The sequence below is a fragment of the Lactobacillus helsingborgensis genome (assembly GCF_003173695.1).
Taxonomy (GTDB): domain Bacteria; phylum Bacillota; class Bacilli; order Lactobacillales; family Lactobacillaceae; genus Lactobacillus; species Lactobacillus helsingborgensis.
Genome location: NZ_CP029544.1, coordinates 384160 through 400818, shown reverse-complemented (window position 1 = coordinate 400818; position 16659 = coordinate 384160). Strand labels below are relative to the sequence as shown.

11 protein-coding genes, 3 tRNA genes and 3 rRNA genes are annotated in these 16659 nt (G+C 42.1%); 3 read left to right on the top strand and 14 right to left on the bottom strand.

What is annotated here, in order from left to right; genetic code table 11:
• Positions 1 to 37: 37 nt before the first annotated feature.
• Positions 38 to 586 carry a GNAT family N-acetyltransferase gene (locus DLD54_RS01895; RefSeq protein WP_109918048.1) on the bottom strand — a complete coding sequence of 183 codons (549 nt, stop codon included), beginning with the start codon at positions 584 to 586 and terminating at the stop codon, positions 38 to 40.
• Positions 587 to 771: 185 nt separating this feature from the next.
• Here DLD54_RS01895 and DLD54_RS01890 point away from each other — a divergent pair, with 185 nt between their 5' ends.
• The gene (locus DLD54_RS01890) at positions 772 to 2157 is read left to right on the top strand and encodes an amino acid permease (protein ID WP_109918047.1); all 1386 of its coding nucleotides are present in this window, start codon (positions 772 to 774) and stop codon (positions 2155 to 2157) included.
• A gap of 101 nt (positions 2158 to 2258) precedes the next feature.
• Here the strand turns inward: DLD54_RS01890 and DLD54_RS01885 are convergent, their stop codons facing one another.
• The 13 genes from DLD54_RS01885 to DLD54_RS01825 all read right to left on the bottom strand — a co-directional run bounded on the left by DLD54_RS01885 (position 2259) and on the right by DLD54_RS01825 (position 14178).
• Positions 2259 to 2621, bottom strand: coding sequence for a DUF956 family protein (locus DLD54_RS01885; protein ID WP_046326755.1), 363 nt, complete (start codon positions 2619 to 2621; stop codon positions 2259 to 2261).
• A 6-nt stretch (positions 2622 to 2627) separates the two neighbouring features.
• Entirely contained in the window at positions 2628 to 3542 is a 915-nt protein-coding gene (locus tag DLD54_RS01880) for a PTS system mannose/fructose/sorbose family transporter subunit IID (protein ID WP_046326754.1), read from the bottom strand.
• 27 nt (positions 3543 to 3569) lie between these two features.
• Positions 3570 to 4379: a PTS mannose/fructose/sorbose transporter subunit IIC gene (locus DLD54_RS01875; RefSeq protein WP_046326753.1), complete on the bottom strand. Its 810-nt coding sequence runs from the start codon at positions 4377 to 4379 to the stop codon at positions 3570 to 3572.
• Positions 4380 to 4396: 17 nt separating this feature from the next.
• Positions 4397 to 5401: a mannose/fructose/sorbose PTS transporter subunit IIA gene (locus tag DLD54_RS01870; RefSeq protein WP_109918046.1), complete on the bottom strand. Its 1005-nt coding sequence runs from the start codon at positions 5399 to 5401 to the stop codon at positions 4397 to 4399.
• A 174-nt stretch (positions 5402 to 5575) separates the two neighbouring features.
• A tRNA-Asn gene (locus tag DLD54_RS01865) sits at positions 5576 to 5648 on the bottom strand.
• Positions 5649 to 5658: 10 nt separating this feature from the next.
• Positions 5659 to 5775: ribosomal RNA gene (rrf, locus tag DLD54_RS01860) — 5S ribosomal RNA — on the bottom strand.
• Positions 5776 to 5847: 72 nt separating this feature from the next.
• Positions 5848 to 8756 (bottom strand): 23S ribosomal RNA (locus DLD54_RS01855).
• A 126-nt stretch (positions 8757 to 8882) separates the two neighbouring features.
• A tRNA-Ala gene (locus DLD54_RS01850) sits at positions 8883 to 8955 on the bottom strand.
• Positions 8956 to 8998: 43 nt separating this feature from the next.
• A tRNA-Ile gene (locus tag DLD54_RS01845) sits at positions 8999 to 9072 on the bottom strand.
• Positions 9073 to 9213: 141 nt separating this feature from the next.
• Positions 9214 to 10779: ribosomal RNA gene (locus tag DLD54_RS01840) — 16S ribosomal RNA — on the bottom strand.
• The 16S, 23S and 5S rRNA genes sit together here with 3 tRNA genes alongside, the layout of an rRNA operon.
• 577 nt (positions 10780 to 11356) lie before the next feature.
• On the bottom strand, positions 11357 to 12664 hold the full coding sequence (gene serS / locus DLD54_RS01835) for a serine--tRNA ligase (protein ID WP_046326751.1): 1308 nt from the start codon (positions 12662 to 12664) through the stop codon (positions 11357 to 11359).
• A 378-nt stretch (positions 12665 to 13042) separates the two neighbouring features.
• Entirely contained in the window at positions 13043 to 13573 is a 531-nt protein-coding gene (locus DLD54_RS01830; RefSeq protein ID WP_109918045.1) for a GNAT family N-acetyltransferase, read from the bottom strand.
• Positions 13573 to 14178, bottom strand: a complete 606-nt coding sequence (locus tag DLD54_RS01825) for a TVP38/TMEM64 family protein (RefSeq protein ID WP_046326749.1) — start codon at positions 14176 to 14178, stop codon at positions 13573 to 13575. The genes DLD54_RS01830 and DLD54_RS01825 overlap by 1 nt, the downstream gene beginning before the upstream one ends.
• A 199-nt stretch (positions 14179 to 14377) precedes the next feature.
• Between DLD54_RS01825 and DLD54_RS01820 the strand changes: the two genes are divergently transcribed.
• Positions 14378 to 15160, top strand: a complete 783-nt coding sequence (locus tag DLD54_RS01820) for an alpha/beta hydrolase (RefSeq protein ID WP_109918044.1) — start codon at positions 14378 to 14380, stop codon at positions 15158 to 15160.
• A 116-nt stretch (positions 15161 to 15276) separates the two neighbouring features.
• A complete protein-coding gene (locus DLD54_RS01815; RefSeq protein WP_109918043.1) occupies positions 15277 to 16653 on the top strand; it encodes an NAD-dependent succinate-semialdehyde dehydrogenase in 1377 nt (458 codons plus the stop codon).
• Positions 16654 to 16659 lie beyond the last annotated feature (6 nt).

Sequence of the window (16659 nt, the reverse complement as noted above, 5' to 3'; positions counted from 1 at the left end):
TAAAATTGCTGGTAAAATTTACCAGCAATTTTTTTGACTAATTTTGAGGATTAAATGTGATGTATAACTCCATATCACAAAACTGACCGTGATATTTAACTTCATCTTTGAGTGTAGCTACGTGAGCAAAATGCAGCCTTTCTGCAATAGCTCTGCTAGGCTGATTATTAGTATCTGCCAGTAATTTAATGCTGTGAAAACCCAACTGGTTAAACGAAACTTCTACTAGCTTTTTAACAGCTCGGGTCATAATTCCCTGGCCCTGATATTTTTGCCCCAGCCAATAACCAATTTCGCCGCTTTCATTTTTGAGTTTGATATTATGCAAATCTACCATTCCTGCTGGTTCACCATCAACTAGAACAACTAGAGCCAACTTTTCATAACGCGCCGTATCGACACGCATCGCCTTGATAAAATCAACCTCATCATCAACGCTTGTCATATTATCTGCCCAGGGTAGGAAATGTGCCAGCTCTTTACGATCATGGGCGATATTTTCATATAAAGCCTCTGCATGTCTAATTTCGGGTAAAACTAAACTAATCGTCATGTTGTTAATAGTAAATTGACTAATGGTAAACATTGCATCCTTCTCCTTAATTAAATTTTAATAAAGTATATCATACTACAATTTAAGCTTAAATATAGCCCTTTTTAGCATAACAAAAATTACAATCTGCTATTTTTTTAATTAGTTAAAAACATACACTTTTGTATAATGCTATAATTTAATAATGTAACTAATTTTTAAGTATTTGGAGTGATTTAATGAGCGAAGAAGAGGAAAATAACGGTTCTGGTTACGAACGAACCTTGACTAACGCGCATATTCAATTAATTGCCCTGGGTGGGACAATTGGCACTGGTTTATTTCTAGGTGTAGGTAACAGCATTAGACGAGCCGGTCCCAGCGTCATTCTGATTTATGTCGTGGTCGGTATTTTCTTGTTTCTACTAATGCGGGCTTTGGGAGAGCTGATAGTTTCTGATTTATCTAAACACACCTATATTGATTTTATTGAAAAGTATTTAGGTAAAAACACTGGTTTTATTTCAGGTTATCTTTACTGGATTAGTTGGGTTACGTTAGGCATGGCGGAAATGACAGCTCTAGGGATTTACTTTCAATATTGGTTCCCGCATTTACCTACCTGGGTGCCTGGTTTAATTACCATCGCTGTTTTGCTATTTATCAATTTGCTTTCTGCCCGTCTTTTTGGCAACTTGGAATTTAGTTTTGCCATAATTAAAATTGTGACGGTTATTGCCTTTGTGATTTTAGTAGCCTATTTATTAATAACTGGTGGCAAAACCTCTTTTGGTCCCGTTACTCTAGCTAACTTGTCTGCGCATGGTGGCTTTTTTGCTAAAGGAAGCACCGGTTTCTTCTCCGGCTTCCAAATGGTCATCTTTAGCTTTGTTGGCGTTGAACTAGTAGGTTTAACTGCAGCAGAGGCACAAAACCCCAAAGTAACGATTAGAAAGGCTATTAATGAGGTTCCACTACGAATAATTTTATTCTATGTATTGGCTATCATCGCAATTTTAGTAGTTATTCCGTGGGATAAGGTGGCGACAAATTCTAGTCCGTTTGTACAAACTTTAGCGGCAACAGGCATCCGCAATGCCGGCTCAATTATCAATTTTGTGGTCATTTCTGCTGCAGTTTCTTCAACTAATAGTATTCTGTATAGTGCAGGCCGATTGTTATTTTCAGTTACTTTTAACGGTAAGGGTAAATTTAACCAGACATTTGGTCATTTAAGAAGACAATTACCACAAAACGCACTGACCTTATCAGCTTGCCTAATGGCGTTAGCACCTTTTGTCATCATCGTTATCGGCAATGAGGCATTTAATTTTATTTCTTCTACTTCTACCAGTATGTTTTTAATTATTTGGTGCCTGATGCTTTTAACGCATATTGCATATAGGAAAAAAACACCTGCGCAAGAATTCACTGATTTCAAAATGCCCGGTTTTCCTTTTTTGGACTACATAACACTGATCTTTTTTATTTTAATGATCATACTGTTGTTAATCCTACCTGAAAACAGGATTTCTATGATTTCAGCACTGCTAATCTTTATAGCCTTGTCAACTCTGTCTAAAATTTGGCATAAGGAAAAAATGACAAAACAACGCAAATTTTGAAAACAAAAAATTCCTGCGGAATTCGGTGTTGTGGTAGACATAAGTATTAAAACCAATAATTAACAAAAATTCCTAGACAATCGATTTTGTCTAGGAACTTTTTATTTATGCATTATTCTTCTTTTGATTTTTTGCCACAATCCCAGTGCTTGCCGCATGCGATTAGCAGGCACGTAATTACGAATAGCGCGCAAAGTCTTTTTATTATTTCGTGTTGTAAAAATAAATTTTCCGTTTGCACGGGTGCGAATTTCAAAACGAGGGATATAACGACCGTGGAAATAGACATCCGCCACCACATAGGTAACTTCTTGCCACGGAATCTGGACATAGTCAGAGATATTGCGGTCATTATAAAATTCAAACGCCTTATCTCCGACCATTACTTTACCGTATGTCGACAATGCGCGAAACCAAGTCGCATTTGCCGTTAAATCAACTTTAGTGTTACTTGATTCAACCATTTTGAATTAAAGCACATTCAGAACGTGCAGAACAACACCAACAATAAAGATGGCAATAATAATCACAATTGGTGAAACTTTCTTCTTTAGCAGCCACATGCAAAGGAATGTCAAGAGTAGCCCGGCTAAACCGGGAATTAAACTATCCAAATTGTTTTGCAAAGTAGTTACTTTAAACTTAGTAAGAGATAAGCCATTTGCCTGATCAATTAAAGCTTGTTGAATACCTTTAGCACCGGCTGGAAGTGAACTCCAATCAATATAGCCACCCTTTTGAACAGGTGTTTTTGAGACAATTGGGGTGAACTTAATATTGACCCAGCGCTCAATCAGGGAGCCTAAAACAAACATACCCATCATGGAAGCTCCACGAGTTACCTTTTGCAATAGACCACCAGACATATCATTAGTAATCGCAGAACCTGCTTTGTAACCAAATTCTTGTGTGTACCACATGAAAGCCAATCTAATTACATTCCAAATAACGAAGAACAAAATTGGTCCTAAAATGTTGCCCTGAATAGCCATTGAAGCACCTAAGGCACCAACTATTGGCCGCACGGTATACCAGAATACAGGGTCACCAACACCGGCTAAAGGTCCCATCATTCCAACCTTAACACCTTGAATAGCTTCATCTTCAACCTTAGCACCGTTAGCCTTGTCTTCCTCTAAGGCTAAAGTAACACCTAAAATTGGCGATACTAGATAAGGGTGAACGTTAAAGAAGACCAGATGTCTTTGCAAAGCTGCAGCCATGTCGTCTTTTTTAGGATAAAGTTTTCTCAAAGCAGGAATAAGTGAATATGCGTACCCACCATTCTGCATTCTTTCATAGTTCCAAGAAGCCTGCAAAAATTGTGAGTGCCACATAACTTTGAAGCGGTCGGCTTTAGTTAATTTTATTTTTTTATCAGCCATTGTAAAATCCTCCTCTTAAATATCACTTTAATAGTCATCTATGATATCGCCGAGTGGATCGCCGGTACCTTCATTATCAGAATTTGAACTGCCGTTATTACCACCCTTTGACTCTAAAGCTAAGTACATAAGAGCCATTGCTAGACCAATGGCACCTAAGGCAATCAAAGTTAAGTCTTTAATAGCCGCCAAGGCAAAGCCGATAGCAAAGAATGGCCAAACTTCACGGCTAGCCATCATGTTAATAACCATCGCGTAACCAACGGCTACAACCATGGCACCACCGATTGACATACCATCACTGAGCCATGCTGGCATTAAGCCTAGCCAGTATTTAACAGTAGAAGCTGGAATAGCTAGTAACAAAGCGGCTGGAATAGCGATTCTCAACCCTTGCAGACAAACATCAATCCATTGCCACATATTAATTTTACGCCAATTACCTTTTTTGGCATCTGCATCCATAATGTGCACAATACCAGTAGAAATAGTCCGCACAATCATAGTCAAAAAGAGTCCGGCAACAGCTAAAGGCATCGCAATACCTGTAGCCATACCAATCCCCCTTGTTCCTTGACCACTTTGAACTAAAATGATAGCTGAAGCAACAGAAGCCAAAGCAGCATCAGGCGCAACAGCGGCACCAATATTAGCCCAGCCTAAGGCAATCATTTGTAAATATCCACCTAAAGTAACGCCTAAAACCAGATTACCGGTTACTAGGCCGATTAACGTACAAGCGACCAGTGGTTGGTGGAATTCCCATTGATCCAAGATGCCTTCCATACCTGCAAGAAAGGCAACTATGACAACTAAAATCATTTGAATAGCGTTCATGTTTTACTCCTATTCTCTTATTTATTTTGTTCGTCAAGCAAACTTTGAGCTTTATTTAAAATAGCTTCCATATTGCCTTCTTTATCAGTTGGAACTTTGCGCACATCATACTTGACTCCCATTTTTTCAAGTTCGTGGAAAGTATCAACATCTTCCTGATTCATAGACAATACATTGTTAGCATTGACGTCGCCAACTTTATAAGACATTGATCCAACATTGACAGTCTTAATGTCAACTCCAGCTTTTATTACCTTTAAAACATCTTCAGGATTTTCAAATAATAATAACGCATGTGTGTTGCCAAAACGGGGATCTTTTGCAATCTCAACCATCTTTTTTAAAGGAACAGTATGTGCCTTAACACCGGCAGGAGCTGCTTCACGAATCATGCTCTTACGCATTTCGTCTTTCGCCACACTGTCAGAAACAACAATTACTCTGTCCGGGTGCATGGATGGTATCCATCCTGTAGCAACCTGACCATGTAATAAACGAGAATCAATTCGTGCCAAAACAAATTTTATATGACCATCACCAACAACAGTACCCGCGGGAATGGTCTTCTTCTTACCAGCAGTTTGTGCCTTAGTTTGAACTTTTGTTGAAGACTTCGGCATTAGTTCTGCCGGCTTTATTTTAATACCATCACGTGCTGGCTCTACCACAGCAGTTGCAATTTCGTGAGCTGTAGCATCTGGCTTAGTCATCCGCTGTGTTAAAGCTTCTACCACCAGAGGCAGGTTCATACCTGCTACTACTGCCCATTTAGGATGCTTTTCAAGTAAACCGCTAGCTTGATTAAACGGCGTACCACCCCATAAATCGACTATCAGCAAAACTTCATCCTGATTTTCAAACGAAGCAATTGCTGTTTCCATTTTGCCCCTAATATCATCTGGGCCTTCATCAGGCTTTAAAATGACATGAGCAAAATTGTCTTGTTCGCCAAACAGCATTTGCGCAGACTGCGCAATTCCATCGGCAAAACCACCATGGCTGGCTAAAACAATTCCTACCATGAGATTTCCTCCTTTAGATAAAATGTATCCGCTACTATTGTACCGTGAAAGTGCTTTTAAGTCACGTGACCCCATTCTTTTCTCATATTAAATGCCATTTCCTTTGATATTTTTAATATTAAGGAAAAAACAGGAACAAAAAAGAGGACCGTTAGGTCCCCTTTTTGCTGCTCGCTCCGGCTGTCAGACTCGAACTGACGACATCTTGATTAACAGTCAAGCGCTCTACCAACTGAGCTAAGCCGGAATACTAAAAAGCACGGCAGCGTCCTACCCTCGCAGGCAGTCTCCCACCAACTACTCTCGGCGTGAAGAAGCTTAACTGCTGTGTTCGGCATGGTTACAGGTGTTTCCTTCTTGCTCTTGCCACCGTACTTTTTTCCTTTGAGCTTTTACACTCAAAACTAAATATAATCCGCTTGAAAAACCTTGACTGCTGCTAAGCTCTGGTCAAGTCCTCGACTGATTAGTACTGGTCCGCTCCAAGCCTCACGGCTCTTCCACTCCCAGCCTATCTACCTCTTAGTCTTTGAGGTGTCTTACTACTTTCGTATGGGAAATCTCATCTTGAGGGGGGCTTCGCACTTAGATGCTTTCAGCGCTTATCCCGACCATACTTAGCTACCCAGCGATGCCTTTGGCAAGACAACTGGTACACCAGCGGTATGTCCATCCCGGTCCTCTCGTACTAAGGACAGCTCCTCGCAAATTTCCTACGCCCACGACGGATAGGGACCGAACTGTCTCACGACGTTCTGAACCCAGCTCGCGTGCCGCTTTAATGGGCGAACAGCCCAACCCTTGGGACCGACTTCAGCCCCAGGATGCGACGAGCCGACATCGAGGTGCCAAACCTCCCCGTCGATGTGAACTCTTGGGGGAGATAAGCCTGTTATCCCCAGGGTAGCTTTTATCCGTTGAGTGATGGCCCTTCCATACGGTACCACCAGATCACTAAGCCCGACTTTCGTCCCTGCTCGAGTTGTCGCTCTCGCAGTCAAGCTCCCTTATACCTTTGCACTCTGTGAATGATTTCCAACCATTCTGAGGGAACCTTTGGGCGCCTCCGTTACACTTTAGGAGGCGACCGCCCCAGTCAAACTGCCCGTCTGACACTGTCCCATGCCTCGCTTAGAGGCCCTGGTTAGAGCAGCCATCAAACAAGGGTAGTATCCCAACATTGCCTCTGATAACACTGGCGTGCTATCTTCTCCGGCTCCTACCTATCCTGTACATGTTTAACAGCTGCCCAATATCAAATTGCAGTGAAGCTCCATGGGGTCTTTCCGTCCTGTCGCGGGTAACCCGCATCTTCACGGGTATTATAATTTCACCGAGTCTCTCGTTGAGACAGTGCCCAAATCATTACACCTTTCGTGCAGGTCGGAACTTACCCGACAAGGAATTTCGCTACCTTAGGACCGTTATAGTTACGGCCGCCGTTTACTGGGGCTTCAGTTCGCTGCTTCGCTTGCGCTAACAGCTCTCCTTAACCTTCCAGCACCGGGCAGGTGTCAGCCCCTATACGTCGTCTTACGACTTTGCAGAGACCTGTGTTTTTGATAAACAGTTGTTTGGGCCTATTCACTGCGGCTGGCTCTTACACCAGCACCCCTTCTCCCGAAGTTACGGGGCGATTTTGCCGAGTTCCTTAACGAGAGTTCTCTCGCTCACCTGAGTGTTCTCCACTCGACTACCTGTGTCGGTTTGCGGTACGGGTACGCAGCTTCTCACTAGAAGCTTTTCTTGGCAGTGTGACTCTTGGACCTTCGCTACTTTAATTTCGCTCCTCATCACGCCTTGTGCTTCTCGGATACAAGCATTTGACTCATATCCACACTTGACGCTTAAACATGGCTTCCAGCGCCATGCGTCCTTCGCCTCCTGCGTCCCTCCTTCGCTATTAACGAAGCTGCGCAGTACAGGAATCTCTACCTGTTCTCCATCGACTACGCCTTTCGGCCTTGCCTTAGGTCCCGACTTACCCTGGGCGGACGAGCCTGCCCCAGGAAACCTTAGTCTTTCGGCGGATAGGATTCTCACCTATCTTGCGCTACTCATACCGGCATTCTCACTTCTAAAAGCTCCACTTATCTTCTCAGTTAAGCTTCGCCGCTTTTAGAACGCTCTCCTACCACATGCATTACTGCACATCCACAGTTTCGGTACTATGCTTAGCCCCGGTAAATTTTCGGCGCAGCGTCACTCGACTAGTGAGCTATTACGCACTCTTTTAATGGTGGCTGCTTCTAAGCCAACATCCTAGTTGTCTACGCAACTCCACATCCTTTTCCACTTAGCATAGATTTGGGGACCTTAACTGGTGATCTGGGCTGTTTCCCTTTCGACTACGGATCTTATCACTCGCAGTCTGACTCCAGTGCTTTGATATCTGGAATTCGCAGTTTATCTGAATTCAGTAACCCCTGACGGGCCCTTCGTCCAAACAGAGCTCTACCTCCATTATCATCCTCGCACCAGGCTAGCCCTAAAGCTATTTCGGAGAGAACCAGCTATCTCCAAGTTCGTTTGGAATTTCACCGCTACCCACAACTCATCCCCGCAATTTTTAACTTACGTGGGTTCGGTCCTCCAGTGCGCTTTACCGCACCTTCAACCTGGTCATGGGTAGGTCACTTGGTTTCGGGTCTACATCAACTAACTTCCGCGCCCTCTTCAGACTCGCTTTCGCTCCGGCTCCGTCTTTTCTGACTTAACCTCGCTAATTAACGTAACTCGCCGGTTCATTCTACAAAAGGCACGCCATCACCCCTTAATGGGCTTTGACTATTTGTAGGCACACGGTTTCAGGTTCTCTTTCACTCCCCTCCCGGGGTTCTTTTCACCTTTCCCTCACGGTACTGGTTCACTATCGGTCACAATGTAGTATTTAGCCTTGCGAGATGGTCCTCGCTGCTTCAATCGGGATTCCTCGTGTCCCGACCTACTCAGGATCCTGCTCAGCGCGCTCCGGATTTCGCTTACGGGGCTCTCACCCTCTCTGGCTTACCTTCCCAGATAATTCTGCTATCCTTTGCGCTGCCTTCCTGCGGTCCTACAACCCCAGATGATAAATCATCTGGTTTGGGCTCTTTCCGCTTCGCTCGCCGCTACTAGGGAAATCGATCTTTCTTTCTCTTCCTGCAGCTACTTAGATGTTTCAGTTCACTGCGTCTTGCCCCAACCGGCTATCTATTCACCGCTTGGTAATGCATCTGCATGCATTGGGTTCCCCCATTCGGATATCTCCGGATCTCTGCGTACTTACCGCTCCCCGAAGCCTTTCGTGGTTCGTCACGTCCTTCTTCGCCTCATTGTGCCCAGGCATTCACCGTGCGCCCTTCTTTACTTGACCTTACTCAAGATACTCTCTCGGTCGCTCTTTAGCAATCTGTTCTCTTTTGATTGTTTCTCGGTTTTTCTTGGATTATATTCAGTTTTCAATGTACTAACTCGTTGGATCTGTTTTTACCAGACCCAATGGAGGCTAACGGGTTCGAACCGATGACCTCCTGCTTGCAAAGCAGGTGCTCTCCCAACTGAGCTAAGCCCCCCAATGTTTCTTCTTTGTTAGACACGCTTGTTTCTACTTGCCTATGGGCCTAAATGGACTTGAACCATCGACCTCACGCTTATCAGGCGTGCGCTCTAACCAGCTGAGCTATAGGCCCGTTTCTAGCGTATCTGCTCTTTTCTTTGAGGTATTACCCTCAAAACTAAACAATGTCTTCGCTACTCATGTGCTTTCCTTGCTCTTGCCTTGGCTTCTCTTAGTATTCCTACTCTCCGCTTCGGCCTTTGCTTTTCCTTAGAAAGGAGGTGATCCAGCCGCAGGTTCTCCTACGGCTACCTTGTTACGACTTCACCCTAATCATCTGTCCTGCCTTAGACGGCTGACTCCCTTGCAGGTTATCCTACCGGCTTTGGGCATTACAGACTCTCATGGTGTGACGGGCGGTGTGTACAAGGCCCGGGAACGTATTCACCGCGGCGTGCTGATCCGCGATTACTAGCGATTCCAGCTTCATGCACTCGAGTTGCAGAGTGCAATCCGAACTGAGATTAGCTTTCAGAGATTCGCTTGCCTTTGCAGGTTCGCTGCTCGTTGTACTAACCATTGTAGCACGTGTGTAGCCCAGGTCATAAGGGGCATGATGACTTGACGTCGTCCCCACCTTCCTCCGGTTTGTCACCGGCAGTCTCATTAGAGTGCCCAACTTAATGCTGGCAACTAATAATAAGGGTTGCGCTCGTTGCGGGACTTAACCCAACATCTCACGACACGAGCTGACGACAGCCATGCACCACCTGTCTTAGTGTTCCCGAAGGAAACATCCTATCTCTAGGACTGGCACTAGATGTCAAGACCTGGTAAGGTTCTTCGCGTTGCTTCGAATTAAACCACATGCTCCACCGCTTGTGCGGGCCCCCGTCAATTCCTTTGAGTTTTAACCTTGCGGTCGTACTCCCCAGGCGGAGTGCTTAATGCGTTAGCTGCAGCACTGAGAGGCGGAAACCTCCCAACACTTAGCACTCATCGTTTACGGCATGGACTACCAGGGTATCTAATCCTGTTCGCTACCCATGCTTTCGAACCTCAGCGTCAGTTACAGACCAGAGAGCCGCCTTCGCCACTGGTGTTCTTCCATATATCTACGCATTCCACCGCTACACATGGAGTTCCACTCTCCTCTTCTGCACTCAAGAAAAATAGTTTCAGTTGCACTTCCCCAGTTAAGCTGGGGGCTTTCACAGCTGACTTATTCTCCCGCCTGCGTTCGCTTTACGCCCAATAAATCCGGACAACGCTTGCCACCTACGTATTACCGCGGCTGCTGGCACGTAGTTAGCCGTGACTTTCTGGTTGATTACCGTCAAACAAGAATCAGTTACTACCCTTGTCCTTCTTCACCAACAACAGAGCTTTACGATCCGAAAACCTTCTTCACTCACGCGGCGTTGCTCCATCAGACTTGCGTCCATTGTGGAAGATTCCCTACTGCTGCCTCCCGTAGGAGTTTGGGCCGTGTCTCAGTCCCAATGTGGCCGGTCAGTCTCTCAACTCGGCTATGCATCATCGCCTTGGTAAGCCGTTACCTTACCAACTAGCTAATGCACCGCGGGCCCATCCTTTAGTGACAGCTCGAAAGCCGCCTTTCTCAGCTCGAGTATGCGCTCGTGCTGCTTATTTGGTATTAGCACCTGTTTCCAAGTGGTATCCCAAGCTAAAGGGCAGGTTGCCCACGTGTTACTCACCCATCCGCCGCTCGCGCTTCTGACTTCCTACCGAAGTATTCCGTCAAAATTGCTCGCTCGACTTGCATGTATTAGGCACGCCGCCAGCGTTCGTCCTGAGCCAGGATCAAACTCTCATTTTTTTAAATGTTTGTTTGAATGTTTGCTCATTCGTTCCAAGATTCGCATCTCGGATTTATTTGCTTGCGAAATTGACTTCGCTCTTTTGTTTTGGGTTCTTTAAACCCGCACATTTTTGCGAAAACATTGTTCAGTTTTCAAGGTACTACCTGCTGTCTTCTTTAAAACAGCTTTTTCATTTTGCCAGATTCAACTGCTTTTGTCAAGCACTTTTTTCTGACTTGTTTTCGCTGCCTTACCTGACAGCGTTTATTATCTTACTAAACCTGTCGCTTTTTGTCAACTGGTTTTGCTCGATTTATGTTGAACTTGTTATTTGTTGTAACTCGCTCAAGCACAAGTAATACCTTACTCTTTTTGTGTTAGTTCGTCAAATTAAAGTTTTTGTTCGTTATTTAAGTTATTTTGCTTTCAAATTAGTTTTTACTAATACCTGATACACGCTATTTTTACTTTTTTTGACTAGACCAATTTGTTAAATATTCGTAATTTAGGCTCTTTTGAGCTAAATTCAGATTGATTTTTTACCAAAAAAATTTCGTAAGCTGATCAGCTTACGAAATTAACGAGTCTATTAAACTAGATTAAACTTTCTTCTTTAGTAATCTTTTTCATTCCATTCATATAAGGAACTAAAACTTCGGGTACTGTTACAGTGCCATCTTCATTTTGGTAATTTTCTAAAATTGCAGCAACTGTTCTGCCGACAGCTAAGCCTGAGCCATTAAGCGTATGTGCCAAATGGAGTTTACCATCTTCATCACGGTAACGAATTTGCGCACGCCGAGCTTGAAAGTCAGTACAGTTAGAACAGCTGGAGATTTCACGATACTTATCTTGCGCCGGCATCCACACTTCCAAATCATAGGTTTTGGCACTAGTAAAACTAGCATCCCCAGTTGATAATGCTACAACATGATATGGTAAATCTAGTTTTTGTAACAAATGTTCAGCATTGTTTGTGAGTTTGTCCAATTCATTCCAAGACTCTTCCGGCTTACAAATCTTAACCATTTCCACTTTTCTAAACTCGTGCATTCTAATTAAGCCCCGAGTATCACGTCCAGCTGAACCAGCTTCACTTCTAAAGGCTGGAGAAAGTGCAGTAACGTTAATTGGTAATTTGTCTGCGTGAATAATTTCATCACGGAAATAGTTAACCAGTGGCACTTCAGCAGTTGGTATCAAAGTTAAATCGAGTGGCTTATCAGGATCATCATTATCCACAATTGTATAAACATCTTCGCGGAATTTAGGAAATTGACCTGTACCCTGCATTGACTCGTCGTTGACTAAATATGGCGGAATAACTTCGGTATAACCTTCCTTAGTATTTTCATCTAAGAAAAAGTTAAACACTGCCCGTTCAAGCAAGGCACCAGCACCTTTATAATACACAAAACGCGCACCTGAAACCTTAGCGCCTCTGTCCCAGTCTAAAATATCTAAATCAGTACCAAGTTCCCAGTGAGCTTTGGGCTTAAAGTCGAGTTTTGTTGGTTCGTGCCACTTACGAACTTCTTCATTATAACTTTCGTCAGGTCCGATTGGATCAGAATCATCAGGGAAATTAGGCAGCCTTAATAAAATATAGTTTTGCTTTTCAGTTAATTCAGCAACCTTTTCATCTAGTTCCTTAATTTCCTGTCCAACTTCACGCATTTTTTGCACAGCGGCGGAAGCATCTTGCTTATTTCTCTTAATTTCAGCAATTTCTTTAGAAACTTTGTTTCTCTCCGCCTTCAGTTGCTCACTGCGATTTAATTCTTCACGTCTATCAGCGTCAATTTTGACTAATTCATCCAGTTCTTCTGGCTTAACGCCGCGTCTACCCAGCTTATCTTTAGCCCAATCAAGATTCTCACGAATCAATTTTATATCCAGCATTTTTAACCTCCACACAAAAAAGCCAATTCATCCCTAAAATTGGGACGAATTGGCTTTCACATGGCTTCGCGGTACCACCCATTTTCAGCTAATAAGTTAGCTGCGCTTCATTAAGTCGGCGATAACGATGCCGCGTGCCGTGTAACTATTAATTACCCACATTAATGGAATCTGGAAACGACTTCTATTCGCTTGCACCAGAGCGCGAACTCTCTAAAACAGTCTTAGGATTCCGTGTTTGGATATTATTTTAAGCTATTATGCTTTTTTTGGCAAATAGTATTTATTAGTATTTGCAATTATTTATGCGCAAATTAAGTATTTAAAAAAATACGGACATACTTTAAATGATGAGATAAAGATTTCGGTATTTCCTAATTACTTTTTCCCTTCTAACCACTCTGCCTTTTGCAGTAAGAAATAGTCTTCTTGATACTGAGAAAATTCACTGACTTTACTCATATCAACAGCATAGATAAATTTAAAACCCAGGCGCATTAGTAATTTTTTTGAGCGTAGATTATTTTCAAAAACCCCAGCCCAAATTTCAGTTTGATTGAGTTTTTGGAATGCATAATCCAGCACTATTTTTAGTGCTTCAGTCATATAACCGTGTCCCGAGAAGTCTTTGTCTAACAAAAAGCCAATTTCTTTAGTTGCCTGCAATTCTTTGGTACTGACGCCGCGCTCATATAGCTCAACTAAACCAATCATTTTTTGAGATTGGCGCAAACAGAGAGCATAACTATACTTTCTTGCTGCATATTGCCCAGCCGCTTTTTCAGCATCACCTAGATTTTGATAATGACCAAAGCCTGCTAAGCGCTGATAATATTCATCCTGCCCCCATTTAAGTAAAGTTGATGCATCCGACAAGTTAAAAGGGCGCAAATAAATGCGATTAGCCATTAATGGCCCACCAATTTGAGCAACCAATCCATGCCAAACTGGAGTGCAAAACTATAGGCTGCAATAGTCCAAGGCTTACCTAAGATGATAATCCAAAAATAAGTCCAGAACTTCATATCTGTTAAGCCTGCTAGTAGACACAAAACGTCATCTGGTGCCATTGGCGCTACAATACAGATCGCAAAAAACCAGTTAAATTTGCTTTGATTTTTGGTCCACTTCATATATTTATCAAGCGTTTTTTCGGAAACAATATGAAGGATAAAGGGTCTGCCATAAAAGCGTGCCAAAAAAAAGTTAATGATTGAGCCAACACAGATTCCAACATAGTTATAAATAAAACCAGCTACTGGTCCAAAGAAGATCACTCCGCCTAAAAGTGAGACTCCACCTGGAATAATAGGGATAACCACCTGTATAATCTGAATCACAACAAAAATTATTGGCCCAATTATTCTCTTATCAGCCAAATATGCTTTCATTTTAGCTTGACTAGTAAATATTCCTAATTTGTACCAATAAATACACAATAGAATAATGATAATCCCGCTGACAACGGTCAAGATGTTAATTAATCTTCGACTAGCTTTAGCAGACAGATGCATAACTTACCTCCAATGTTAAGCCTCATTTTACCAAAAAATAAGCAAAGTGATTACTTTTTAATTCATTAAATACTAATAATTAAAATAACTTAAATATTTACATTTATGAAATAAAAGGAAGCTTGTTTTAAAACGGTCAGCTGTCCTAATTACAGTATAATAGTTAATAATACTTAATTAATTTTTGGAGGAAATTCGGATGACCAAATTTATTACTGACGTCACTTATGATAAACAAAAAGATTTACAAGTAGATATTTATGAGCCAGATAATGATAGTTCCAATAATAAAATACTATTATTTTGGCATGGCGGTGGTTGGTTTCGCGGTGACAAAAGCAGCTTTAAAGAACTATGTAGTAAAATAGCCGCTCATGGTTTTACCGTCTTTGCTCCCAACTACTCCCTTGCACCGCAACACCCGTTTCCAGCCGCACACGAAGACAGCATTAATTTTGTAAAGTGGTTGTTAAAAAGTAAATACGTTGCTAATAAAAAGGTAGACATCACTCAAATAGGAGCTAGCAGTGGTGGAACAATGGCTCTTAATATTGCTGGCAAATATGGTTTCCCCACTGTTACTTGGTCAGCACCAGTTAACTACTCAAAGTGGATGAAAGACCACCAGAAAGTGACAGCTTCAGTTGATGGTCGCAAGGAGTTGGGCTTAACTAATTTACATGATATTAATGATGCTTTTTATAAATATTTTACTTTAGCATATGCCGGTTCAGAAGACGCATCAGTCTTAAAGAAAATAGATGCTACATCTTATGACTATAGTAATTTACAGCAGCTATTGATGATTAATTCTGCAGATGAATTATCGCCTATTAAGTATTTGCTTGACTTTATTGCTGTTCTCGCTCAAAAAAATCATGCGGTTGACTTGAAAATAATAGCTGGTAACAAGCATGCAATGTCTTACTCCACTCAATATCTGGAGCAATCACTAAACTATCTTTTAAATGCAATAAAATAATTTTTATTTTTACTTACTATTGATTAGTAAAATATTCTGTATGTGCTATAATAATTAATGAAAACGTTTTATATTCTTGATAAGCTTATCCTACAAATTTTTAAGGAGATAATATTATGGCTAAATATCAATCAATTAATCCATATACTAACGAAAACTTTGCCAATTATGACAATCCTACTTCTGATCAAATAGAGGATGCTCTTAATTTAACCGATGCATTGTATCACAAGTGGCGTCATGAAAAGCCTGAAACACGGTCTAAGACCCTGCATCAAGTAGCAGACGGTTTGCGCGAGCATAAAAAAGAAATGGCCGAAATCATGACCCGTGAAATGGGTAAAATGATTGGTGAAGCAGAAGGTGAAGTTGATCTTTGCGCTTCTATTTGTGACTATTTTGCCGATAAAGGTCCTGAATTGTTAAAACCAGAGCCAATTGACTCCAAACTGGGCGATGCATATTACCTAAAGCAAGCAACTGGTGTAGTAATGGCTTGTGAACCATGGAATTTCCCACTTTATCAAGTAATCAGAGTATTTGCACCAAACTTTATTGTGGGTAACCCTATTATTCTCAAACATGCGCACAATGTTCCTGGTTCAGCAGCATTAATTGCTAAAATTATTAAACAAGCAGGAGCTCCGGAAGGAAGTTTAATCAACCTTTACCCAAGTTATGACCAACTTGATCAAATTATTGCTGATCCTAGAATTCAAGGAGTAGCTTTAACTGGTTCAGAGCGTGGTGGTTCTTCGGTTGCTGAAAATGCCGGTAAAAACCTGAAAAAGTCGACAATGGAACTTGGCGGCAATGATGCTTTCATTATTCTTGATGATGCTGATCCGCAAGTCTTAAAACAAGCACTTAGTTCTGCTAGAACCTATAATGACGGACAAGTATGTACATCTTCTAAGCGTATTATTGTTGTTAAATCACGTTATGAAGAAACTCTCCAAGAATTAAAGAGCGTCTTTTCTAGCTTAAAAGCTGGCGATCCGCTTGATCCAAACACAACTTTGCCACCAATGAATTCACAAGGTGCCAAGGATAAATTAACTAAACAAGTTGACCAAGCTATTGGTGCAGGCGCCAAAGTATTCTATCAATATCCTGAAATTGATTCAGATGGTGCCTTCTTCCGTCCAACTATCCTGACCAATGTTGATCGTGACAATCCTGCATTTGACCAAGAGTTCTTTGGCCCAGTTGCTATCGTTTACGAAGTAGAAGATGAAGATGCTGCTATTGCTTTAGCTAATGATTCCAGCTACGGCTTAGGTTCTTCAGTTATCAGCTCCAATCTTGAACGTGCACAAAACGTTGCCGCTCAAATTGAAACTGGTATGACAGTAATTAACGGTACTTGGATTAGTTCAGGTGAATTACCATTCGGTGGCATTAAGAAATCCGGCTATGGTCGTGAACTCAGCGATCTTGGCTTGATGGCTTTTGTTAACGAGCACTTAGTAATTTCTATGCCGACCAAGTAATATTTA